The organism is Flavobacterium sp. GSA192, assembly GCF_006386525.1.
GTDB classification, from domain to species: Bacteria; Bacteroidota; Bacteroidia; order Flavobacteriales; family Flavobacteriaceae; genus Flavobacterium; species Flavobacterium commune.
In genome coordinates this window covers 735,515-758,270 of sequence record NZ_VAHC01000001.1, presented here as the reverse complement: position 1 = coordinate 758,270, position 22,756 = coordinate 735,515, and the positions used below count along the sequence as shown (strand labels likewise).

The following is a 22,756-nucleotide window of genomic DNA, read 5'->3' as shown; positions in this document are numbered from 1 at the left end:
ACTTCAAACAATTATTTCCCTGATTTGAATAAAAAATCTTTCTCTTCTTTTGTTAAACTATCATAGCCTGACTGACTGATTTTATCCAAAATCTCGTCAATTTGTTGCTGAACTTTATCTTTTGTTACAATTCTGGAAGCACGTTTTTCAACAGGCTGCCTTGAATAATTTTTATGTACTTTTTTAAAAGGTGTCGATGGCGATTTTCTAAAACTATTGGCGAAAAAATCAATAATTCTGGTAATTAGCAAACTCATATCGGTTCCGTTTTGTAAAACCTTGATATAAAAAAAACCAAAAAAAGCACCCGCCAAATGCGAAATATGACCGCCCATATTTTCCAAACGCAATTGCATCAAATCTAGTATAAGCAAGACTGCTGTAATGTGCCATAATTTTACATTCCCTACCAATAATAAACGTACTTGCATTAAGGGCTGGTAAGTGGTAACAGCAACCAATATTGCCATAATTGCCGCCGAAGCACCTACAATAGGCGCACTAATATTCATCAAATAATAAGTTGTCACAAAAACAATTCCTGCAAAAACAGCACTCAAAAGGTACAAGCCTAAAAACTGTTTCTGATTGAAAAAAGTTAAAAACAACTGACTTGAAAAATTCAAAACAATCATATTAAAAACCAAATGCCAAAATCCATCGTGAAAAAAAGCATAAGTCAAAAATGTCCATGGATTATAAATAAAGTCTTCGGGAGAAGTTGACAACAAAATCCAGGAGGGATAAGCAAACGAACCAGCTTGAAACTGATAGAAAAAAAGCAACGAAATCAAAAAGCAAGCTACATTCCAATAGATTAATCTATTAGCGATTCCTCCGAGTTTGTATTGCAATTTTAAGTCGTCTAGAATATTCATATATCCGGTTTTATCAAAGTTAATTCTCTTTTAAAATATTAATTCCAACGGTTGCTGTTAAACTCATTTTTCTTCCAATACCACATGATTAAAAAACCAAACAAAGCACCTCCTACATGTGCAAAATGAGCAATTCCAGTTCCTCCAAAAATTGATTGTCCGGATACTCCCAAATACAAATCGATTAAAACCAAACCCGGTACAAAATACTTGGCTTTTATTGGTACAGGAATAAATAGCAAAGCCAACTCTGCATTTGGAAACATAAAAGCAAAAGCTACAACAATTCCATAAATAGCACCGGACGCTCCTACAACAGTGCCTACAAAAGCACTAATAAAATTCTGATATTCTGATGCTGTTAAAATCGATTGCCATCGTGTATCAATTTTTCCTTCATTCAACAATTTTAAAATCTCTGTTTTTTGAAAACCCTGTTCTCCTAATATACTGATGGCATCATTAAAATAGTAATAATTAATCCCTGTATGCAATAAAGCAGCTCCTAAACCACAAGAAATATAAAAGAAAAGAAATTTTTGACTTCCCCAAAAATGTTCCAACGCAGAACCAAATGAATACAAGGCAAACATATTGAAGAAAATGTGCATAAAGCTACCGTGCATAAACATGTGCGAGATAACTTGCCAACCATGAAATTCCTGATTTTCGGGAAAATACATTGCCAATATCTCGTAAGCTGGATTACCTACTATTAGAGTTCCTATAAAAAACAGAATATTTATTATCAATAATTGTTTTACTGTTTCGGTAACATTCATCATACTGCAAATTTTTTATCTATATCTTCCACACGCATGGTGATGAAAGTTGGTTTTTGAAAAGGCGATACATTAGGGTCTTTACAGGCAAAAAGACCATTTACTAAATTTTCCTGTTCCTTAACGGTTAAACTTGTTCCTGTTTTCACGGCTAAACTCTTTGCCATCGACTTGGCAATAGTATCATTTTGACTAAAACTATTCTCCGGAATTCCATCCTGCAAATCGTTCAGTAACTGTTCTAAAAGCATTGAAACCTCACTCTCGGTAACATTTACCGGAATTCCTGAAATCACCACATGATCATCATTAGTAACTTCAAAAACAAATCCTGTATTGACAAGGGAAAGCTTCAATTCATCAATTAATTCCATTTCGCTTGACGAAAAATACAAATTCAACGGGAACAACAATTGCTGGCTCGATGCCTGATGCACCGTCATATTCGTCAAAAATTGTTCGTACAAAACACGCTGGTGCGCGCGTTGCTGATCCACAATTACCATTCCAGACTTGATGGGAGAAACAATATATTTTTTATGAATTTGATATACATTCTGAACGGCGTGTTCTACTTCTTCGTCATTAAATAACGAACCCGTAACTTCTTCACTTTCGAATGAAAATTCAGTGCTTTCGGTTTCCGTTGTGAATTCAGGCTCTTGCTTTAACCCCACATATAAACTTTCCCAACTGGCTGTAGCAGCCGGTTTTTTGTATGCAGAAGTCGAAGCTGAACTTGAATTAGAACCAGCATAATGCTTATTGACTTTATCATCCGAAAACGGATTAAAAGTACTATCCACCTGAATGGTAGGCATAGCTCCTTCCATATCTTTATAATGATAAGGCGTATCCAAATTAGCATCTCTTTCGAAATCCAAAACAGGTGCCACATTAAACTGCCCCAAACTGTGTTTTATCGAAGCCCTTAAAATAGCATACAAAGCACTTTCATCATCAAACTTGATTTCAGTTTTGGTAGGATGAATATTGATATCGATAGAGTTCGCAGGAACTGTCAAATACAGGAAATAACTCGGTTGGGTTCCGTCTTTTAAAATTCCGTCATAAGCAGCCATCACCGCATGATGCAAATAACCACTTTTTATAAATCGGTCATTGACAAAGAAAAACTGTTCTCCCCTGTTTTTTTTAGCAAATTCAGGTTTGCTGACAAATCCCTGAACCGTTACAATTTCAGTATCTTCCTGAACGGGAACTAATTTCTCGTTAGTTTTCCCCGAAAAAACATTTACCACACGCTGTCTTAAGGTCGAAATGGGTAAATTATACATTTCGCTGCCATTATGATAAAACGTAAAATGAATATTGGGATGTGCCAAAGCCACACGCTGAAATTCATCAATAATATGTCGGTATTCCACCGTATCCGACTTTAAGAAATTACGTCGGGCAGGAATATTGAAAAACAAATTTTTAACGGCAAACGAAGTCCCTTTAGGCAACACAGCCGATTCCTGGGAAACAAATTTACTTCCTTCGATTACAATTTGCGTTCCCAATTCTTCCTGATCCTGTTTGGTTTTCATTTCCACATGGGCAATCGCTGCAATGGAAGCCAAAGCTTCACCGCGAAAACCTTTGGTATGCAAACTAAACAAATCTTCGGCATGACGAATCTTGGAAGTAGCATGACGCTCAAAACACAAACGTGCATCGGTCACATTCATCCCCTTTCCATTATCAATAACCTGAACCAATGATTTCCCTGCTTCTTTTATAATCAACTTGATATCCGTAGCATTAGCATCGACAGCATTTTCAAGCAATTCTTTGACCACCGAAGCCGGTCTTTGAACCACTTCACCCGCAGCAATTTGATTAGCAACATGATCAGGAAGTAATTGGATTATACTCGACATTTTTTCAGTATTCAGTTTTCTGTAATTAATATTCAAAGGATAACGAAGTCCAGCAAATTTAATAATTTTTGGCTGGCTTTCCTTCTTTTGCAAATCATAAATAAAACAAAAAAACCTATACCATTTGGCTAGAATAGTATAGGTTTCATTTTGAATTATTTAGTCTTACTCTTTTAATTCTAAAGGCGTCCCTTCATCCAGCTGAATTGCTCCCGAAGTCAACAAATTTTGCGGTACATAATCATGAGTCAATGAAGCCTGCTGACGAATGTAAGCCATTTTTATTGCTGCAATCGCCGCTTCAGTTCCTTTATTTCCATGAATCCCTCCACTTCTATCAATGGATTGTTGCATAGTATTATCGGTCAACACACAAAAAATTACCGGAATATCCGTTTGCACATTCAGATCCTTAATTCCTTGTGTTACGCCTTCGCAAACAAAATCAAAATGCTTGGTTTGTCCCTGAATTACACATCCAATTACAATTACAGCATCCACTTTTTGAGTTTGCAACATTTTTTTAGCTCCGTAAATCAACTCAAAACTTCCCGGAACATTCCATCGGATAATATTTCCCGCTGGAACTTCATTGTCTAAAAAAGCGTCTTCCGCTCCTTTGTACAAACCTTCTGTTATAGTGTCATTCCACTCTGAAACTACAACTCCAAAACGAAAATCTTTCGCACTTGGAAGTGTACTCTTATCGTAAACTGATAAATTTTTATTAATCGTTGCCATATCAAATTTATTTTTTTAGACTTTCAATTTATAAATAAAAATTGGTGATTACAAGTATTAATTCCTTGCAATCACCAATTTTTAAATGTGTTTTATATTATTGAGATAAACCTATCAAAGCATCAACTGAAGCAGCTTCAGGTGAATTCTCATAATTATCTTTAATATCTGTAAAATACTTCAAAGCGTCTTCTTTGTTTCCTAATTCCAAAGCTGTTTTTCCGGCTTTCAATAAGAAACGTGGCGTTGTAAAATCATTTTTATTAGATTCAAATGCTTTAATATAATTTTCTAAAGCTTCTTTTGGCTGATTTTTCTCTGCATAAGCGTCACCGATTGCTCCTTTTGCCAAAGCACTCAAAACAACATCATCCGATTTGAATTTTCCTAAATACTCAATAGCCTCTGCAAATTTACCTGTATTCAAATAAGCAATACCAGCATAATAATTTGCTAAATTTCCAGCTGAAGTTCCTGAATATTCGTCAGCTATTTTAATAAAACCAAATTTACCTTCAGAACCGTTTAATGCCAATTTGTACAATGAATCACTTGCAACACCGCTACTGGCCTGTTGAAAATTTTGTTGCGCCACAAACATTTCGCTAGCCGCTTCCTCTTCTTTTGGTTCAGCAATAAATTTTTGATAAGCTACATATCCTACAGTTAATAAAGCAATAGCTCCTACTACACCAATAATGATTTTTTGGTTTTTAGCTACCCAGTCTTCCGTTCTTGATGCAGTTTCATCTAATTTAGAAAAAACCTCAGCCGTTGTGCTGTTTTTTTCGTCGATTACAACTTCTTCAACTGTCTCTTTAACTTCTTTCTCTTTTGGTGCTTTATATCCTCTTTTATTGTACGTAGCCATTTAAAAATAATTTAGTGAACCGCAAAAATAAAATTTTTATTCAAACCCACACATAAAAACTAATATTTTATACCTAAATCGAAAATATTTTTATTTTAACGAATAATCCTCAAATCCTGCAGGATTTTTTTTGGCACAGAAACAAATTCAAAAGCCATTTATATCGATATTTTTCAATAATTTGCAGCCGTTTTTAAACACAGCTACAAAAACAGCAAATACCTCAATAGCAGCAAACCACAAAATGTATTTAAAAAAAATATCTTTATTCAACTATAAAAATTTTTCAGAAGCCAATTTCGAATTTGACGGTAAAATAATCTGCTTTGTTGGAAAAAACGGTATTGGAAAAACCAATATTCTGGACGCTATTTACCATTTATCTTATGGAAAAAGCTATTTTAATCCGCTGGCAGTTCAAAATATCAAACATGGCGAAGAGTTTTTTGTAATTGATGCCGAATTCATCAAAAATGAAAGAAGCGAACAACTGGTTTGCAGCCTGAAAAAAGGACAAAAAAAAGTACTGAAGCGCAACGGCAAAGCTTATGATAAATTCTCCGATCATATTGGTTTTATACCACTCGTGATTATTTCACCAGCCGACAGGGATTTAATTATCGAAGGCAGCGAAACCCGCCGAAAATTCATTGACAGCATTATATCCCAACTCGATTCCCATTATTTGCAACAACTCATTCAATACCAAAAAGTAATGAGTCAGCGCAACGCTCTGTTGAAATATTTTGCTTTGAATCATGTTTTTGACAACGATACCTTATCTATATATAATGAGCAACTCAACGATTTTGGGAAATACATTTTCGAAAAAAGAAAAGAATTCATTGCCGAGTTTATTCCCATTTTCAACGAACACCATCATGCCATTACGGGTTCGCAGGAATCAGTTCAATTAGTATATGAAAGTCATTTATTCGAAAATGATTTATTAACGCTTTTACAAGAAAACATCAATAAAGACAGAGCCTTGCATTATACCAGCATGGGAATCCATAAAGACGATTTATCTTTTGAAATTGACAATCATCCCATCAAAAAATTCGGCTCACAAGGACAACAAAAATCATTTTTGATTGCTTTAAAACTGGCACAATTTGAATTCCTAAAAAAACAAAGTGGCGTAAAACCCATTTTATTATTTGATGATATTTTTGACAAATTAGACGAAACTCGGGTAGCAAAAATTGTAGAAATGGTTAACTCCGACACTTTTGGTCAACTTTTTATTTCAGATACACATCCGGAACGCACCGAAGCCATTGTAAAATCGACGTTGCAATCTTATAAGATATTCAACTTATAATTTTTTTTAAAACATATAAGTCATATTAAGTTATCATCTTAAATCAATTATTTAAAGCCTAAACTTTTAAAATATAAGTCCATATAAGAATTTAACATATTAGTAATTTATTATCATATAAAAACACCGCCAAACCTTATATGACCTAATTTACAAAACCATATACCCATTAAGTAAGACACTAAATAAAATAAAACTTACATTGACTTATATGTTTTTAAAAACCGACATTATTTCATTCCGATTACTGAACAGCAAATAATTTCAATTACTACTAGATTAATCCGTTTAAATCTGCGTTAATCTACGGTTAAAAAAAAATCACAAACGAAAGAAAACCTATCCTTTTTAACTATTTTTGAGACTATTAAAATCCAAATCCGATGAAATTCAAATCCTTATTCTCAATACTACTTATTTCCATCTTATTTTCTTGCAACGCACAAACTGTAACAAAAATAAAAACGGTTGAAGTTCCTGCTTTTGCAAAAGAAATAAAATCCACTCCAAAACCACAAATTCTGGATGTTCGTACTCCCGAAGAATTTGCCGAAGGACATATCGACAATGCTGTAAATATCGATTGGCAAAACGAAAATTTCGTTAAAAACACTGAAAAACTTAACAAAAACAAACCCGTTTATGTGTATTGCCGAAGTGGCAAACGAAGTCTCAAAGCATCCGAAAAACTATCAGCATTAGGATTTAAAAAAATATACAATCTGGATGGCGGTTATCTGAAATGGAACGCCGAATCAAAAACTGCAAAATAAAAATTCAAAAAACATCACGAATGCTTACAAAAGAATCACTGAAATTCTTAGACGATTTAAGAAACAATAATAACCGAGAATGGTTTCAGGATAACAAAAAACGCTATGAGATTTTTAAAAAAGATTATCATCAGTTAGTGAGTGATTTTCTGGATGCCATGAAACCGATGGATCCTGCACTGGAAATGCTGGAAATTAAAAATTGCACTTTCAGAATCAATCGTGATATTCGATTTTCTAAAGACAAATCACCTTATAAATCGCATTTGGGTGTTTGGTTGTCTTCGGGAGCTAAAGATCAAAACCGTTCCGGATATTACGTTCACATAGAAAAAGGAGGGAGTTTTATAGCTGGAGGATTTTATTCGCCAGATCCTGACCAACTCAAAAAAATACGCAAAGAAATTGCCTTTTTTTACGAAGATTTAGAAGCCATTTTGAACGACCCTAATTTCAAAAGAGAATTTGGCGATTTTAACCGTAACGAAAACAGCGTTCTCAAAAATCCACCCAGAGGTTATGAAAAAGAACATCCTGCGATTGATTTTTTGAAATTAAAAAGTTTCGAAACCGTTCAAAAATTCGATATTTCCGACGTAACTAAAAAAGATTTTGTTTCGAAAATGAGCCAAAAACTAATCCTTTTAAAACCATTGAACGAGTTCCTGAATCGCGCCTTAGAAACGGATGAATTTTAAGAGTAAATACTGGAATTTCACCACGCTGCGAGCGATAGCGAACCGGCGTAGTAATTGACCAATTTATATAAAATAATTCTTGAATTCGTAGCAAAAAAACATCTTTAATGAAAAAAAGAAAGATACTTTTTCTTGGAGAATCCTACCGCGCTGATGCCATCACCTGGATAAACGGCTTAAAGGAATTTGGCGATTTTGAAATTATCAATTGGGAATTACAAACTCCAAATAATTCGTTGTTGAGCAGAATTCTCAGAACATTGGAATTCGGCTTCGCTCCTTTTACGATTCAAAAAATAATTCGCCAGCAAAAACCCGATATGATTATTGCCGAAAGAACAACCAGTTATGGTTTTCTGGCAGCACTTTCGGGATTAAAACCTTCCACCATTGCCCAACAAGGCAAAACCGATTTATGGCCTGAAAATTCCATCAGCATTCCTTTCAAAAAGATTTTGCAAAATTACGCCTTCAGAAAAGCCACACTCATTCACGCCTGGGGTCCTATAATGGCCGAACACATGAAAAATTCCAAAGTGGACATGAGCAAAGTTTTGGTTATACCGAAGGGAATTGACCTGAATCAATTCGAAAATAAAAACACTGCTAATCCTGATAAAATTCATGCTATTGTTACTCGTTCACTGTTACCGGAATACCGACATGAAATTATTTTAAAAGCTTTTGGAATTTTACATCAAAAAGGAATTGATTTTTCTTTAACCATTGTGGGCGATGGAATAAGATTAGAATATTTAAAAGATTTAGCAAAGAAAATCCAAATCGAAAATAAAGTAATTTTTACTGGAAGAATTCCCAATACTGAACTTCCAGAACAGCTACAAAAATCTAACTTTTATATTAGTACACCAATAACCGAAGGTGTTTCAGCTTCTTTATTTGAAGCTATGGCTTGCGGTTGTTACCCCATAGTTTCTGATATTCCAGGAAATCAAAGTTGGATTCACCATCGCGAAAACGGACAATTAATTACCGTTGACGATATTGAAATGCTGGCCAATGAAATTCTTTGGGCTTTTGAAAACGAAGCGATTCGAAACGAAGCCATTACAAACAATCGAAAATTCATTGAAAAACATGTGGATTATAGAATTAATATGAAAATCATTGCTCATAAATACCACGAATTGATTAATAATACCATCTGATTTTTTTGACCATTAAGGAATTAAGATTCATTAAATAACTCTAAGTCTTAAATTAGCTTAATTTCTTAATGGTTAAAACAAAAAACCTTACTTTTGAGCCTTCAATTCACGACTAAAAAAGCGCTTTCTTTTATGGAAATTCTAAATAATTTTTCTTTAAAAAACCACAATACTTTTGGCATTGAAGCCAAAGCCAGACAATTTGTTGCTGTTCACAGCATAGCCGATTTGAAAACGATTTTAGAACAACATTCCTCTGAGAAAAAATTCGTTTTGGGCGGTGGAAGCAATATGTTATTGACTCAGGATATTGATGCTTTAGTGATTCACATTGATTTAAAAGGAAAGAAAATCATTAAGGAAGACGAGGATTTTGTTTGGATTGAAAGTCAGGCAGGCGAAAACTGGCACGAATTTGTACTTTGGAACATCGAGCAAGGTTTTGGCGGACTGGAAAACATGTCGCTAATTCCGGGAAATGTGGGCACAACACCGGTTCAAAACATTGGCGCTTACGGTGCCGAAATCAAAGATACTTTCGTTTCCTGTGATGCGATGCGTATTGCCACTCAGGAAATAAAAACCTTCACCAATGCCGAATGCAATTTTGGATACCGCGAAAGTATTTTTAAACACGAGGCAAAAGACCAGTATATTATTACTTCGGTTATTTTTAAATTAACCAAACGCAACCATAAAATCAATACTTCTTACGGAGATATTCTAGGAGAACTAGCTAAAAAAGGCATCGAAAATCCGGGACTAAAAGACGTGAGCAATGCGGTGATTGCCATTAGACAAAGTAAATTACCGGATCCCAAAGAACTGGGAAATAGCGGTAGTTTTTTCAAAAATCCAATTGTTTTAAAAACTGATTTCGAAAAAATCCACCAAAAATTCCCGGAGATGAAATTCTACGAAGTTTCGGAAACCGAAGTAAAAGTTCCTGCGGGCTGGTTGATTGAACAAGCCGGTTTTAAAGGAAAACGCTTTGGCGATGCGGGAGTTCATAAAAACCAGGCCTTGGTTTTAGTGAATTACGGCAATGCAACGGGACAGGAAATTCTGGCTGTTTCTAAAGACATTCAAAAAACGGTTTTTGAGACTTTTGGCATTTGCATCGAGGCGGAAGTCAACGTGATATAAACCAAAAAGGGATTGTGAAAATTTTCTTTTAAAATTCATATTTTATCATTTTCAAATCCCTAATTCAATTCATACCTTTGCACTCTCCCGAAAGCTTTCGGGATTAAAAACCTATTAAACTCTGATGCTTATACTGATTCTTTACTTTTTTATTGCTGTTGTTGCTGTTCAAATTGTGTATTATTTAGGCGTTTTTGGGAAATTTACTTTTGCCAAAGCACAAAAAATAACGCCCAAAAGAATCCCTGTTTCAGTGATTGTTTGTGCCAAGAACGAAGAAGAAAATGTAGCCAAATATGTTCCGCTGTTAGCCGAGCAAAACTACCCTGATTTTGAGATTGTTTTAATCGACGATGCTTCGAGCGATAACACTTTGGAACTTTTTGAAGCATTCGAGAAACAATATTCTAACATTCGCCTCGTTAAAGTACAAAACAACGAAGCCTTTTGGGGAAATAAAAAATATGCTTTAACCTTAGGGATTAAAGCCGCTAAAAAAGAATATTTGCTATTTACCGATGCCGATTGTTTTCCTACATCAAAAGATTGGATTACTGCTATGAGTTCGCAATTTACTTTACATAAAACTATTGTTTTAGGATATGGAGGCTATGAAAAAATTGCCAATTCCTTCCTGAATAAAGTCATTCGTTTTGAAACGATATTAACTGCTGTTCAGTATTTTTCATGGGCAAAACTAGGTCATCCTTATATGGGGGTGGGACGAAATTTAGCTTATAAAAAAGAAGAATTTTTTAATGTAAACGGTTTTATCAATCATATTCAGGTGCGCTCCGGTGATGATGATTTATTTATTAACGAAGCAGCAAAGGGTTCTAATACTACCATAGCTTATGCACCGGAAAGTTTTACCTATTCGGCACCAAAAACAACATACAAAGATTGGTTTACCCAAAAAAGAAGACATGTAGCCACTGCAAAGCACTACAAATTCTTTGACAAAATGCAATTAGCAGTGTTTTTCTCTTCACAATTGCTGTTTCTTGTTTTAGCCACTTTACTGTTAGCTTTCCAATTTCAGTGGATTCTGGTATTGAGTTTAGTCGGTTTCCGCTATTTATGTGCTTGGATTATAGTAGGTATTGCCGCAGGAAAATTAAAAGAAAAGGATATTAAATTTTGGTTTCCATTTGTAGAAATTGCACTTATTTTTACGCAAATCAATGTCTTTATCACTAATATTTTTTCAAAACCAGTCAATTGGAAATAAAAACTCAAATAGAAAAAGCCAAACAAGGAGACCAAACGGCCTTTACTTTTCTATTGAATCATTATTGGAGTGAAGTCTATGGATTCATGCTCAAACGCACTGAAAACGAGACGAATGCCGAAGACATTACCATTGAAACTTTTTCGAAAGCTTTTGACAAAATAGCCACTTACAATCCTGAATTTCAGTTCAATACCTGGCTGATTACGATTGCTAAGAATGTGTATATTGATATGCTCCGTAAAAGAAAATCGAGCCTTTTTGTGGAAATCACCGAGCAGGAAGACCAAAAAGCCTACAATATTGCCGATACTACTCCGTCAAAAGAAGACGAATTGATTACGGAGCAAAATTTATCTCAATTACTGCAATACATTAAAGAATTAAAACCGCATTATCAGGAAGTAATCCAACTGCGTTATTTTCAGGAAATGAGCTATCAGGAAATAGCCAACAAAATTGACGAACCTCTCAACAACGTCAAAGTAAAACTCCTAAGAGCTAAGAAATTATTAGCCGAAATTATCAACAATAAGCGATAATTTTTTTAAACCATTAAGGTGTTTAAGTTGCATTAAGATTTTGTTTTAGTGTAGCGGTAAAAAATATTGTCACTTCTTTTTGCGTGTAAGAAATATTTTTATTTTTGTATTATATGATTAAAAATTATACGCATCAATTCAAACAAAAACATACGCATAACATACTGTTTTAGAACAAAACAGCTCAATTTATACATGTATAAACTAGTTAGGCGACATACGACAAAAACCGAGGAGAATAATGACAAAAGAATATGAAAATGAAATTAAAACTGTTTTATATGAAACAGACTTTAAAAGTGAAGAAATTTTCGATTTTGCAGATTCCCCATATGCAGAAGAATTGTCAAAAGTCTTTGATTTTTATAAGACTACCTTAACAAATAATAGTTCAAGATTTAATTTAAAGAAAAGCTATATTTTCTATTTGAATAATAGAAGTGTAAATGCCAAAGCTGGTACTACAGACAAATATAATTTGATTTGTATTAACGCTGGATTAATGATTTTCCTTATCCAAAACATTTTTGAAAAAGATGAAATTCACGAATTACTTCATTCGGACTACAACAAAATTTATAATTTTCTAGACAATCCGGTTCATATTTTAATGTATCAAGTTGCACTTCATTTTACATTTTATCACGAATTAGGTCATTTAGTTCAAAACTCTGAAAGTTTAAAATCATTTATTTTTGAAAGACCAACTGAAATTAAAGAATATGATTTAAAAATGCATAAACTGGAATTTGATGCTGATACTTTTAGCGCAACTTCAATTTCTGCACATATACATCAATATGCTTTTAAAATTTTTGGAGAAGAATTGACATCTTATCAAGTTGAATCAGTAATCGAAGTTTTCAGTAGTAGTATATTATTGTATTTTCTATCATTTGAAGCATATAAAGAGGAAATATATTATGAAGAAAACACACATCCTCATCCTATTATTAGAATTTTAAATGTAATTCTAACAATATCTAATTATTGCAAAAATAGTCCTAGACTTAAAGAAAAAGGAATTGAAATAAACCATAATAAAATTTATGATTTAACAATTCGAAATGCAATAAAAATAGAAAGTCAGATTATAAATTCTGCAAAAGCAAAAAATTTCAATAAAATGCTGGTTGATAACAAAGTAGGAATTTTAAACCATTACCAAAGAATAATTGATTATAAACCAGATGATTTTGTATCCGCTCTTGATAGATGGAATGAAACATTAAACACATAGTACGTCGCCTAATACACGCTACAACAGATTTGGGCAATTGGCTTAATGGAAATATGGTTTTGTATTTGGGATGATTTGGCAAACCCGACCGCACAGATATATCAACTCAACGATAGCGGATTTATAATCCGTGCCCACAACAGTGAGCAACTCTCTCTGGTTCTCGTTTGCAACGAGGACCTACTTTCTTTTAAATACAAAACAGAGCGTTTGCAACGCGGCTCATTAAAGAACACATCTCACCATTCGGATATATCAACGCAACGATCGCGTGAAAATGTTTTCCGTGCCCACAACAGTGAGCAACTTTGTCGAGTTACTGAATGAGATTGCTTCGTTTCTCTCGCAATGACAGGATTGCGGATAATAATATAAAAAATGAATTGGAACAGGCTTTAGCCTGTTTATAAAATAGAAATCCAATATTGGCTTTAGCTAAATCAAAACAATTTAGGCTAAAGCCTTATTCATTAATAATTCCAGCGTTTGGCTAAATCCAGACGCTATTGAATCTCGTATACTTTCAATATTTTTTTGATTTACTTATCCACAGCTTTACAATAGGTGTAAGCTGTTTTTTTTATGTATAAAATGGTTATTGAAAGATACTTAAATAAAATACTTACGTACAAATACTTAATTATTTTTCAAAAGCTGCGTTTTAGCAACTTTTAATCCAAAAAAAGCAAATAATTTTGCCTTGTAAATAAGTAATACACTTAGACGTAAGTTTGATACTTAGAAAAAAATAGTGCTAAACAATTAATTTTTTTAAAGATGAGTTCAATTTCAACAAATCAACCGCTTTCTAGTTTAAACATTTTTAGTGGCAAAGGCGTTCAAATGCGTACCTTCCACATTACCTGGTTAACCTTTTTCTTTTCATTTTTTGCGTGGTTCGGTATGGCATCACTTATGCCAATTGCTAAAGAACAATTGCACCTGACAAAAGACCAATTAGGTAACATTCAAATTGCATCTGTATCGGCAACTATCATCGCCCGATTATTAATAGGCCGATTAGTCGATAAATTTGGTCCAAGATTAACTTACACTTGGTTATTAATAATATGTTCTGTACCGGTATTATTAATTGGTACTTCACAATCTTATGAAAGTTTCCTTCTTTTTAGATTGGCTATCGGTGTTATTGGTGCTTCTTTTGTAATCACGCAGTTTCATACTTCGGTAATGTTTGCTCCGTCTATTAAAGGAACTGCCAATGCTACAGCAGGTGGTTTTGGAAACGCAGGTGCCGGTTTAGCTAATATTACAATGCCACTTATTGCATCAGGATTCGTAGGATTAGGTTTTTGTACACAGGAAGACAGCTGGAGATATGCAATGATTGTTCCAGGGGTAATGTTGTTGGTTTTTGCTTTTGTATATTTCAGATATACTAAAGATTTACCAAATGGTAACTATAAAGAACTTGGAATTGAAAATGAGAATAAGGAAAACACCTTTATGCTGGCTGTTAAAGATTACCGTACCTGGGTTTTAACCATTGCTTATGCTGCTTGTTTTGGTGTTGAAATCACTATTGACAATTTTGCGCCTATTTATTTCACGGACACTTTTGGTGCCAGTTTAGCAACAGCAGGACTTTGTGCTGGTATTTTTGGATTAATCAACCTTTTTGCCAGACCATTAGGAGGTATTGTTGCTGACAAAGTGGGTAAAAGTTATGGCTTTTCAGGTAAAAATTTATTACTGGCATTGCTGCTTGTTATTGAAGGTATCGGAATTATTTTCTTTGGTATGACGGATCAATTAGGTGTTGCTATCTTTTTAATGTTCCTATTCGGAATGAGTTTAAAAATGGCAAACGGTGCAACGTATAGTTTAGTTCCTTTCGTAAATCCAAAAGCAGTAGGAAGTGTTGCCGGGATTGTGGGTGCAGGTGGAAATATTGGAGCAATGTTAATCGCTTTCTTGTTCAAAGCCAAAGCGGTTAAATTTACTAAAGATGTAATTGATGAAACAGGTGTTTCTCAAACTAAAGATTTAATCGACTATACCAATGCTTTTTACATATTAGGACTTATCATTCTGATAACCGGAGTAATTGTTTTAGCTGTAAAATTTGCAGTTAAAGACAGAGAAGATGAAATTGAAGTAAGCGGCGAAGTAATACCTGCTGTATCTTATGTAAAATCAAAATAAAATCATTTAAAATCCACAAAGGATAATAGAAATAAATCAAAAGCTCTCATTATTGTTTAAAAAGTAAGGCTGTCCGATAAAGACAGCCTTAACTTTTTTTAGGTATTATGACCAAAAACAGCTCATTTACAACCCAACTCATCAAAGAGTACATCTCACTTTTAAAACCGGAAACGACTTATTTTATAATTATTCTAAATTATTTTCAAAAAACTAAGAATTTTACATATTAAATCCGTAACTTAATCGTTCTAAATAAAAATACCACATACGCATACGATTTAACAGAACCTTTAACCATTAAATCTATACATTATGTCAAAACTAAGTCTTTATGAAAGCAACTGGATTAATCTGGTATTCGAAAACAGAAACAAAGAGTACGGCGCTTTTCAGCTTCGTCAGGAAACAACCAAAACTTCTTTTCATGCCCTTTGCATCGGAATTTTGCTATGCACCGCACTGGCAATTCTGCCCAATTTATTAAATCTTATTCATCCCAAAGATGTTACTGAATCAACAATTCCGATAAATTCAGAAACGGTAATCGAACTAACAGATATTTATTCGGAACAAGAAAAAGAGAAGGCTGCAGCGGCGGCTCTTCCTGAACTCCAACAACAAACAGTCACTGAGGCAATAGAAACTAAACAACTCATTAATCCAATAGTGGTCAATGCCACGCAAGCTCCAGATGTCGAATTTAGCTTAGTAAAAAATAATCCTGTTGACAAACCAACCGATGGAGTTCTAAGTACCGGATTAGGCAACGGATCTTCGGAAGGAATTGCTAACGGAACCGGAACAGGCAACGGTACCGAAACCACAAACACCAATGGTAACGAGATTATTATCACTGAATTGTTAGATAGTAAACCGCAATATCCGGGAGGAATAGAAAAATTCTACCGCTATATTATCAATCATTTTAATAGTCCAACAGTTGATGCAAGTGGTAACATTCGCATTTTTGTTTCTTTTGTAGTCGAAAAAGACGGAAGTATGAGCAACATCAAAGTTCTAAACAAACCGGGAGCACTTTTAGAAAAAGAAGCCATTAGGGTATTACAATCCATGAAAGCCAAATGGACTCCGGGGATGTTGCATTCTAAACCCGTTAGAACCGCTTACAACCTACCTATTACAATACAAATTGATTAATAACGTATCTCCATACAAACAAACAGCAGCCTTAGTGCTGCTTTTTGTTTGTGTTATTTTTAACAAATCTGTACCAAAGCTTCACAACTTAAAACAACTCTTTTTAAATCAACATTGCGTATATTTGTAGCCTTAAAATTGATATATGGAAACTGTTGTAGATAACACCACTCCCGTAGTAGCAACCCGAGGCGCAGCCGAACAGAGCGTAGCTAAACCAAAATGGCTAAAAGTAAAATTACCTATTGGAAAAAAATATACTGAACTTCGTGGTCTAGTTGATAAATACAGCTTAAATACCATTTGTACTTCAGGAAGTTGCCCTAATATGGGCGAATGCTGGGGCGAAGGTACGGCGACCTTTATGATTTTAGGAAATACCTGTACGCGTTCTTGCGGTTTTTGTGGTGTAAAAACAGGACGCCCGGAAACGGTAGATTGGGATGAACCCGAAAAAGTAGCCCGTTCCATCAAAATCATGAATATCAAACACGCCGTAATTACAAGCGTGGACAGAGACGATTTGAAAGACGGTGGTTCTATTATTTGGATAGAAACGGTAAAAGCAATTCGCCGTATGAACCCAAATACGACTCTTGAAACTTTAATCCCTGACTTTCAGGGAATCGAAAGAAATATAGACAGAATCGTAGAAGCCAATCCGGAAGTGGTATCGCACAATATGGAAACCGTTCGCCGACTGACTCGTGAAGTGCGTATTCAGGCCAAGTACGACCGAAGTTTAGAAGTATTGCGTTACTTAAAAGAGAAAGGAATCAACAGAACAAAATCCGGAATCATGTTGGGACTTGGTGAGCAGGAAGAAGAAGTATTCCAAACCATGAGAGACCTTCGTGCTGCCAATGTAGATGTGGTAACTATTGGTCAATATTTGCAACCCAGCAAAAAACATTTACCGGTTAAGGAATTTATTACTCCTGAACAATTTGCTAAATACGAGCAATTTGGTTTGGAATTAGGTTTCCGCCATGTTGAAAGCGGCCCATTGGTTCGTTCATCATACAAAGCACAAAAACACATTCTTTAATCCTCTAAGGTTTACATAAAATTTGAAAACAAGAATTGCCATCAATGGTTTTGGTCGAATTGGTCGAAATCTATTTCGCCTACTTTTAAATCATCCCGAAATAGAAGTGGTTGCCATCAATGATATTGCCGATACCCAAACTATGGCACATTTGATAAAATACGATAGCATTCACGGTGTTTTGCCTCAAACAGTTATTGCTGACGAAAAAGGCTTTACAATTGACGAAACACATTTTTTATTTTTTCACGAAAAAAATATTTCGAATCTAAACTGGAAAAATTTAGACATTGATTTTGTAATTGAATCCACAGGGAAATATAAAACGTACGAAGACCTCAACAAACACATTATTGCCGGAGCAAAAAAAGTAATTCTTTCAGCACCTTCTGAAGTTGACACCATCAAAACAGTAGTTTTGGGAGTTAACGAACATATACTGGACGGAACCGAAAAAATCATTTCAAATGCTAGTTGCACCACCAATAATGCCGCTCCAATGATTAAAATAATTGATAAACTTTGCGGGATTGAGCAAGCTTACATTACTACTATTCACTCTTTTACAACCGACCAAAGTTTACACGACCAGCCACACAAGGACTTGCGTAGAGCCCGTGGTGCCAGCCAGTCGATTGTTCCTACAACAACCGGAGCAGCTAAAGCATTGACAAAAATTTTCCCTATCTTAGAGGGCAAAATTGGCGGATGCGGTATTCGTGTTCCTGTTCCTGATGGTTCTTTGACTGATATTACTTTTAATGTAAAAAAAGCGGTATCCATAAAAGAAATCAATGAGGCTTTTAAATTAGCTTCGCAAAATGAATTCAAAGGAATACTCGATTACACCGAAGACCCAATAGTTTCAGTAGATATTTTAGGAAACAGAAATTCCTGTTTATTTGATGCTCAACTTACTTCGGTGATTGACAAAATGGTAAAAGTTGTAGGTTGGTATGACAATGAAATTGGCTATTCATCGCGATTAATAGATTTAATACTTTTGACAAAAAACTAATGTACTGAATGAAATTGCAAATCAAATGCTACCTAATTTTAGTTATTTTATTTAATTCAGTTCTGTATTCTCAAATAGCAGAAACAGACAGCATTAGCTATTACAATAGTTTAGCCAATACCAATATAAAAACCAACAGCTACAAAGACGTTTTTTTATACACTCAAAAAGCAATTAATTACGCTCAGGAACATTCTAAAACAAAAGAAGAAGCAATACAACTTGCTAAATTAGGACGTTTATATTATAATCTGGAAAAATACAGTGATGCTATCGACAAACTTAGCGAAAGTATCCAGCTTTTTAAAACCTTAAGCCCTTCAGCCGAATATGCCGAAGCTAATTATTATCTTGCATTAGCTTACATTAAAAATAACAACTTTAAAGCAGCTAAAACCTACAACGAGAAAACAATTGCACTTTCGAAAGCATTACAAATTAAAGACAATGATGATTTAATTAACCTTCAAAAAGCAATTATCTACCGATCTACTCAAAAGCAAAATGTTGCAGCAACGATTCTCAACAGCATTATTTCAAAGCCCAATAAACCAGAAATATTAGACACTAAAGCGGAAGCTTTGTACCAAATGGGATTAATTGAAGCTGAGAATAACAGGAATAATTTGGCTTTAAATTATTTCAACAAAGCCTTAGACTTAAATGCAAAAAATCAAAACCTAACGCAAAAATCCAATATTCTTCTTGCAATAAGTCTTGTTTATGATAAAATGCTGGACAAAAGCAATGCTTATGCCTTTTTAAAGTTACACCTGAATCTAAAAGAAAGTATAGCCATTTCCAACAATGAAAAATTAGGAATTAACGACTACGAAACTTTCAAAGAAAACCAAAGAAAACACCATTTGGCTCTTATTGCTAAAAAGAAAAAAGAACAGGAAAAAACCGAAAGATTCTCCCGATTAATCAATTATCTGTCCATTGCATTAATTGCCATTTTATCCCTGTTAAGTTTTTCGTTGTATCGAAATAATATCATTCGAAAAAAGTCAAATCTTTTATTAAAAGAAAAAAATAATGAACTAATAAAAGCCAAAGAAAAAGCAGAAAAAGCCTCCAATGCAAGAGCTGATTTTTTATCGACAGTAAGTCACGAACTAAGAACACCTCTTAACGCAATTAACGGAATTACACATCTTTTATTAGAAGAAAAACCTAAAAAATCACAGTTACACTACCTTAATTCCTTACAATATTCCGGAAATTACTTAACTGCTTTTATCAATGATATTTTAGAAATCAATAAAATCGATTCCAATAAAATAGAATTAGAGCGTATCAATTTTGATTTAAAACAATTACTCGAAGACATTAAAAACTCTCTAATAGAAGTAGCTACAAAAAACAAAAATGCTTTTGTACTGGACATAGACCCAAAGATTCCTAATCATTTAATTGGTGATCCTATCAAGCTTTCTCAAATTTTTATGAATTTAATTAATAATGCACTTAAATTTACTAAAAACGGAAAAGTCTCTATTGTAGCCAAATTGCAAGATTTACAGGAACAAAAAGCCATTATTCAATTTAAAATAATTGATACAGGAATTGGGATTCCTCCTGAAAAACTAGACAGTGTTTTTGATAGTTTCTCACAAGGTTCAATAGAAATTAACCGAAAATACGGCGGAACCGGTCTGGGTCTAACCATTGTAAAAAAACTATTAAACTTATTAGGCAGCGACATTCATTTAGAAAGCCACTTAGGAGAAGGCTCTTGTTTTTCGTTCGAATTAGCCTTAACTGTAAACAATAATTTTGCTACAACAGAACCAAAAAAAGAAATCAGTTTTGATTTATCTAAAATTAAAGGCAAGAATATTTTAGTAGTGGAAGACAACGCCATTAACCAAATGATTACTAAAAGAATGCTTGAAAACAAGGAAATTCTTTGCGAAGTAATTGATAATGGTGAAGATGCAATTGAAGCCCTCAAAAACAACAACTACGATTTAGTGCTAATGGACGTGCATTTACCCGGAATAAACGGAACTATTGCTACTCAGGAAATCCGAAAATTCAATTCAGGAACTCCCATTATTGCCATGACAGCTATTTCGCTGAATGAAAACAGAGAAATGCTGCTTTCTTTTGGAATGAACGATGTGATAACCAAACCTTTTATTCCTAAGGATTTTTACAATCTGCTATCTAAATACCTTGAAAATTAATAACTCAAAATTAATTCTCTGATTAATTTTCGAACCTTAGGCTCTGCATTTCTGGCAGCTTCCAAAACCTCATCATGAGAAATCGTTTCGATACTGTTTTCATCACCCATATCAGTAATCACCGAAACTCCAAAAGTTTCTAAATCCATGTGACGTGCCACAATAACCTCAGGAACGGTGGACATTCCTACGCAATCGGCACCCAGAATTTTAACCATTTTATATTCAGCCAAAGTTTCAAATGTTGGTCCTTGTAAACCCAGATAGATTCCATCTTTGACTTCTATATTGTTTTTTTGAGCCAATTCTTTTGCCTGAGTAATCATTTTTTTCGAATAAGGCTCACTCATATTAACAAATCGAGGACCAAAACGTTCGTCATTCTTCCCTCGCAAAGGATGTTCCGGAACCAAATTGATATGATCCTTGATAATAACAATATCTCCTACTTTGTAATTTGGATTTACTCCGCCCGAAGCATTAGAAACAATCAATTTTTCAACTCCTAAATATTTCATCACCCGTACCGGAAAAGTAACTTCCTGCATCGAGTAACCTTCATAATAATGAAAACGTCCCTGCATAGCAACCACTTTTTTATCACCAATAGTCCCAAAAACTAAAGCTCCTTTATGTCCTTGAACAGTTGACACCGGAAAATTAGGAATTTCGGCATAAGGCAAGGTAAATTCTATTTGAATATCAGCAGTAAAATTCCCTAATCCTGAACCTAAAATTACGCCGTATTCAGGAACAAAATTTGTTTCTCCTTTGATATAATTAACTGTTTCTTGTACCAGTTCCCACATAATTTTTAATTTTTTTATCAAATTCAACTCCTTTCGAAAGAAACGAACTCTGTATTGGTAAGTAAAAAAGTTGCTCGACAGGCAAACTTCCTTTTAATCTTACATAATCTTTTTCGGTAGTAATAATAATGGAATCCTGAGCTTTAATCAAAATTTCCTGAATATCATTTTCAGAAAAATGATGATGATCCGGATAAGTTAAACAAACATCATTTGGATTTTTTAAATACGAAAAGAATGGCTCCGGCTTAGCAATTCCAGCTAAAAGCAGCTTAGCTTCACCCTGAAGCTCACTTATTTCTATCTTACTGTTTTCTGAATAAATACAATCATCATAAGCAATACAACTAAAATACAATTCTTGATTTATCCCCTTGTCATTCCGACGAAGGAGGAATCTCTTAATTCTATTTTGTTCGTCAAGCGAAAGATCTACAGGGCATTTTGTGACAATAATTACATCGGCTCTTTGCGCTCCGCTTCTACTCTCTCTCAAATTTCCTGTTGGCAGCATAAAATCATCAGCATAAATATCACCATAAGCAGTCAATAGAATATAAAATCCGGCTTTTACTTTTCGGTGCTGGTAAGCATCATCAAGTAAAATCACCTCCGGTTTTGGCGTTTTTGAAAGTAACTGTTCTATTCCATTTTTACGATTGGCATCAACGGCAACCTGAATATTTGGGAATTTTTGAAAAAACTGGAAAGGTTCATCACCCAGAATTTCAGCATTGGCATTGGCATCAGCCAAAACAAACCCTTCTGATTTTCTTTTGTAACCACGACTTAAAGTAGCCACTTTGTAATCACCGGAAAGCAACCGAATCAAGTATTCAATCTGAGGCGTTTTTCCGGTTCCGCCCACACTTAGATTTCCCACAGCAATTATGGGCAAATCAAAAGAATAGGATTTTAAAATTCCTTTATCAAAAAGAAAATTTCTAATAGCGGTTATCAAACCATATAAAATGGCAAAAGGAAAGAGTATTTTTCGAAGAATATCCATAATACGAAAGTAGAATATTTTATCTTTGAATTGAAATCAAAAAATGTTTTTGTTCATTTGGTTTTATAGCTA

20 protein-coding genes are annotated in these 22,756 nt (G+C 34.2%); 13 read left to right on the top strand and 7 right to left on the bottom strand.

Annotation, left to right across the window (positions count from 1 at the left end; translation table 11 throughout):
* Positions 1–11: 11 nt before the first annotated feature.
* The 5 genes from FDM27_RS03195 to FDM27_RS03175 form a co-directional block, all read right to left on the bottom strand.
* Positions 12–878 (bottom strand): rhomboid family intramembrane serine protease, encoded by an 867-nt coding sequence (locus tag FDM27_RS03195; protein WP_140485144.1) that lies wholly within the window; start codon positions 876–878, stop codon positions 12–14.
* A gap of 38 nt (positions 879–916) precedes the next feature.
* Complete coding sequence (locus FDM27_RS03190; protein ID WP_071185296.1) at positions 917–1,663, bottom strand: rhomboid family intramembrane serine protease; 747 nt, start codon at positions 1,661–1,663, stop codon at positions 917–919.
* Positions 1,660–3,546 (bottom strand): DNA mismatch repair endonuclease MutL, encoded by a 1,887-nt coding sequence (gene mutL / locus FDM27_RS03185; protein WP_140485143.1) that lies wholly within the window; start codon positions 3,544–3,546, stop codon positions 1,660–1,662. The genes FDM27_RS03190 and mutL overlap by 4 nt, the downstream gene beginning before the upstream one ends.
* 165 nt (positions 3,547–3,711) lie before the next feature.
* Complete coding sequence (ribH, locus tag FDM27_RS03180; protein WP_140485142.1) at positions 3,712–4,287, bottom strand: 6,7-dimethyl-8-ribityllumazine synthase; 576 nt, start codon at positions 4,285–4,287, stop codon at positions 3,712–3,714.
* A gap of 97 nt (positions 4,288–4,384) precedes the next feature.
* Positions 4,385–5,158: a tetratricopeptide repeat protein gene (locus FDM27_RS03175; RefSeq protein WP_140485141.1), complete on the bottom strand. Its 774-nt coding sequence runs from the start codon at positions 5,156–5,158 to the stop codon at positions 4,385–4,387.
* Between the two features lie 244 nt (positions 5,159–5,402).
* On the opposite strand from FDM27_RS03175, the gene recF reads away from it, so the two are divergent.
* From recF to FDM27_RS03110, 13 genes are all read left to right on the top strand, one after another.
* Positions 5,403–6,482, top strand: coding sequence for a DNA replication/repair protein RecF (recF, locus tag FDM27_RS03170; protein ID WP_140485140.1), 1,080 nt, complete (start codon positions 5,403–5,405; stop codon positions 6,480–6,482).
* Positions 6,483–6,865: 383 nt separating this feature from the next.
* Complete coding sequence (locus FDM27_RS03165; RefSeq protein ID WP_140485139.1) at positions 6,866–7,255, top strand: rhodanese-like domain-containing protein; 390 nt, start codon at positions 6,866–6,868, stop codon at positions 7,253–7,255.
* Positions 7,256–7,275: 20 nt separating this feature from the next.
* On the top strand, positions 7,276–7,953 hold the full coding sequence (locus FDM27_RS03160) for a DUF2461 domain-containing protein (RefSeq protein ID WP_140485138.1): 678 nt from the start codon (positions 7,276–7,278) through the stop codon (positions 7,951–7,953).
* 107 nt (positions 7,954–8,060) lie between these two features.
* Complete coding sequence (locus FDM27_RS03155; protein ID WP_140485137.1) at positions 8,061–9,122, top strand: glycosyltransferase; 1,062 nt, start codon at positions 8,061–8,063, stop codon at positions 9,120–9,122.
* A 132-nt stretch (positions 9,123–9,254) separates the two neighbouring features.
* Positions 9,255–10,268, top strand: coding sequence for a UDP-N-acetylmuramate dehydrogenase (gene murB, locus FDM27_RS03150; RefSeq protein WP_140485302.1), 1,014 nt, complete (start codon positions 9,255–9,257; stop codon positions 10,266–10,268).
* A 124-nt stretch (positions 10,269–10,392) separates the two neighbouring features.
* Positions 10,393–11,499 (top strand): glycosyltransferase, encoded by a 1,107-nt coding sequence (locus FDM27_RS03145; RefSeq protein ID WP_071185289.1) that lies wholly within the window; start codon positions 10,393–10,395, stop codon positions 11,497–11,499.
* A complete protein-coding gene (locus tag FDM27_RS03140; RefSeq protein WP_140485136.1) occupies positions 11,490–12,041 on the top strand; it encodes an RNA polymerase sigma factor in 552 nt (183 codons plus the stop codon). Before FDM27_RS03145 ends, FDM27_RS03140 begins: the two co-directional genes overlap by 10 nt.
* A 241-nt stretch (positions 12,042–12,282) precedes the next feature.
* Entirely contained in the window at positions 12,283–13,281 is a 999-nt protein-coding gene (locus FDM27_RS03135; RefSeq protein ID WP_140485135.1) for a hypothetical protein, read from the top strand.
* Between the two features lie 777 nt (positions 13,282–14,058).
* On the top strand, positions 14,059–15,447 hold the full coding sequence (locus FDM27_RS03130) for an MFS transporter (protein ID WP_071185286.1): 1,389 nt from the start codon (positions 14,059–14,061) through the stop codon (positions 15,445–15,447).
* A 315-nt stretch (positions 15,448–15,762) separates the two neighbouring features.
* Entirely contained in the window at positions 15,763–16,608 is an 846-nt protein-coding gene (locus tag FDM27_RS03125; RefSeq protein WP_071185285.1) for an energy transducer TonB, read from the top strand.
* Between the two features lie 145 nt (positions 16,609–16,753).
* Positions 16,754–17,656: a lipoyl synthase gene (gene lipA, locus FDM27_RS03120; protein ID WP_071185284.1), complete on the top strand. Its 903-nt coding sequence runs from the start codon at positions 16,754–16,756 to the stop codon at positions 17,654–17,656.
* 22 nt (positions 17,657–17,678) lie between these two features.
* On the top strand, positions 17,679–18,674 hold the full coding sequence (gene gap / locus FDM27_RS03115; protein WP_071185283.1) for a type I glyceraldehyde-3-phosphate dehydrogenase: 996 nt from the start codon (positions 17,679–17,681) through the stop codon (positions 18,672–18,674).
* A gap of 8 nt (positions 18,675–18,682) precedes the next feature.
* Positions 18,683–20,866 (top strand): ATP-binding protein, encoded by a 2,184-nt coding sequence (locus tag FDM27_RS03110; RefSeq protein ID WP_232227089.1) that lies wholly within the window; start codon positions 18,683–18,685, stop codon positions 20,864–20,866.
* On the opposite strand, the gene FDM27_RS03105 is transcribed toward FDM27_RS03110, so the two are convergent.
* Positions 20,863–21,675 carry a purine-nucleoside phosphorylase gene (locus tag FDM27_RS03105; protein ID WP_140485134.1) on the bottom strand — a complete coding sequence of 271 codons (813 nt, stop codon included), beginning with the start codon at positions 21,673–21,675 and terminating at the stop codon, positions 20,863–20,865. The genes FDM27_RS03110 and FDM27_RS03105 overlap by 4 nt on opposite strands.
* Positions 21,647–22,684 (bottom strand): tetraacyldisaccharide 4'-kinase, encoded by a 1,038-nt coding sequence (gene lpxK, locus FDM27_RS03100; protein WP_140485133.1) that lies wholly within the window; start codon positions 22,682–22,684, stop codon positions 21,647–21,649. Before lpxK ends, FDM27_RS03105 begins: the two co-directional genes overlap by 29 nt.
* Positions 22,685–22,756: the final 72 nt, after the last annotated feature.

What these genes read in the sequence shown, in the direction of transcription:
- mutL (WP_140485143.1), bottom strand. Translation starts at nt 3,546, where the DNA reads ATGTCGAGTATAATCCAATTACTTCCTGATCATGTTGCTAATCAAATT.
- FDM27_RS03155 (WP_140485137.1), top strand. Translation starts at nt 8,061, where the DNA reads ATGAAAAAAAGAAAGATACTTTTTCTTGGAGAATCCTACCGCGCTGAT.
- FDM27_RS03165 (WP_140485139.1), top strand. Translation starts at nt 6,866, where the DNA reads ATGAAATTCAAATCCTTATTCTCAATACTACTTATTTCCATCTTATTT.
- FDM27_RS03105 (WP_140485134.1), bottom strand. Translation starts at nt 21,675, where the DNA reads ATGTGGGAACTGGTACAAGAAACAGTTAATTATATCAAAGGAGAAACA.
- ribH (WP_140485142.1), bottom strand. Translation starts at nt 4,287, where the DNA reads ATGGCAACGATTAATAAAAATTTATCAGTTTACGATAAGAGTACACTT.
- FDM27_RS03160 (WP_140485138.1), top strand. Translation starts at nt 7,276, where the DNA reads ATGCTTACAAAAGAATCACTGAAATTCTTAGACGATTTAAGAAACAAT.
- FDM27_RS03130 (WP_071185286.1), top strand. Translation starts at nt 14,059, where the DNA reads ATGAGTTCAATTTCAACAAATCAACCGCTTTCTAGTTTAAACATTTTT.
- FDM27_RS03145 (WP_071185289.1), top strand. Translation starts at nt 10,393, where the DNA reads ATGCTTATACTGATTCTTTACTTTTTTATTGCTGTTGTTGCTGTTCAA.
- FDM27_RS03125 (WP_071185285.1), top strand. Translation starts at nt 15,763, where the DNA reads ATGTCAAAACTAAGTCTTTATGAAAGCAACTGGATTAATCTGGTATTC.
- murB (WP_140485302.1), top strand. Translation starts at nt 9,255, where the DNA reads ATGGAAATTCTAAATAATTTTTCTTTAAAAAACCACAATACTTTTGGC.
- FDM27_RS03110 (WP_232227089.1), top strand. Translation starts at nt 18,683, where the DNA reads ATGAAATTGCAAATCAAATGCTACCTAATTTTAGTTATTTTATTTAAT.
- FDM27_RS03195 (WP_140485144.1), bottom strand. Translation starts at nt 878, where the DNA reads ATGAATATTCTAGACGACTTAAAATTGCAATACAAACTCGGAGGAATC.
- FDM27_RS03135 (WP_140485135.1), top strand. Translation starts at nt 12,283, where the DNA reads ATGACAAAAGAATATGAAAATGAAATTAAAACTGTTTTATATGAAACA.
- lpxK (WP_140485133.1), bottom strand. Translation starts at nt 22,684, where the DNA reads ATGGATATTCTTCGAAAAATACTCTTTCCTTTTGCCATTTTATATGGT.
- lipA (WP_071185284.1), top strand. Translation starts at nt 16,754, where the DNA reads ATGGAAACTGTTGTAGATAACACCACTCCCGTAGTAGCAACCCGAGGC.
- FDM27_RS03175 (WP_140485141.1), bottom strand. Translation starts at nt 5,158, where the DNA reads ATGGCTACGTACAATAAAAGAGGATATAAAGCACCAAAAGAGAAAGAA.
- FDM27_RS03190 (WP_071185296.1), bottom strand. Translation starts at nt 1,663, where the DNA reads ATGATGAATGTTACCGAAACAGTAAAACAATTATTGATAATAAATATT.
- recF (WP_140485140.1), top strand. Translation starts at nt 5,403, where the DNA reads ATGTATTTAAAAAAAATATCTTTATTCAACTATAAAAATTTTTCAGAA.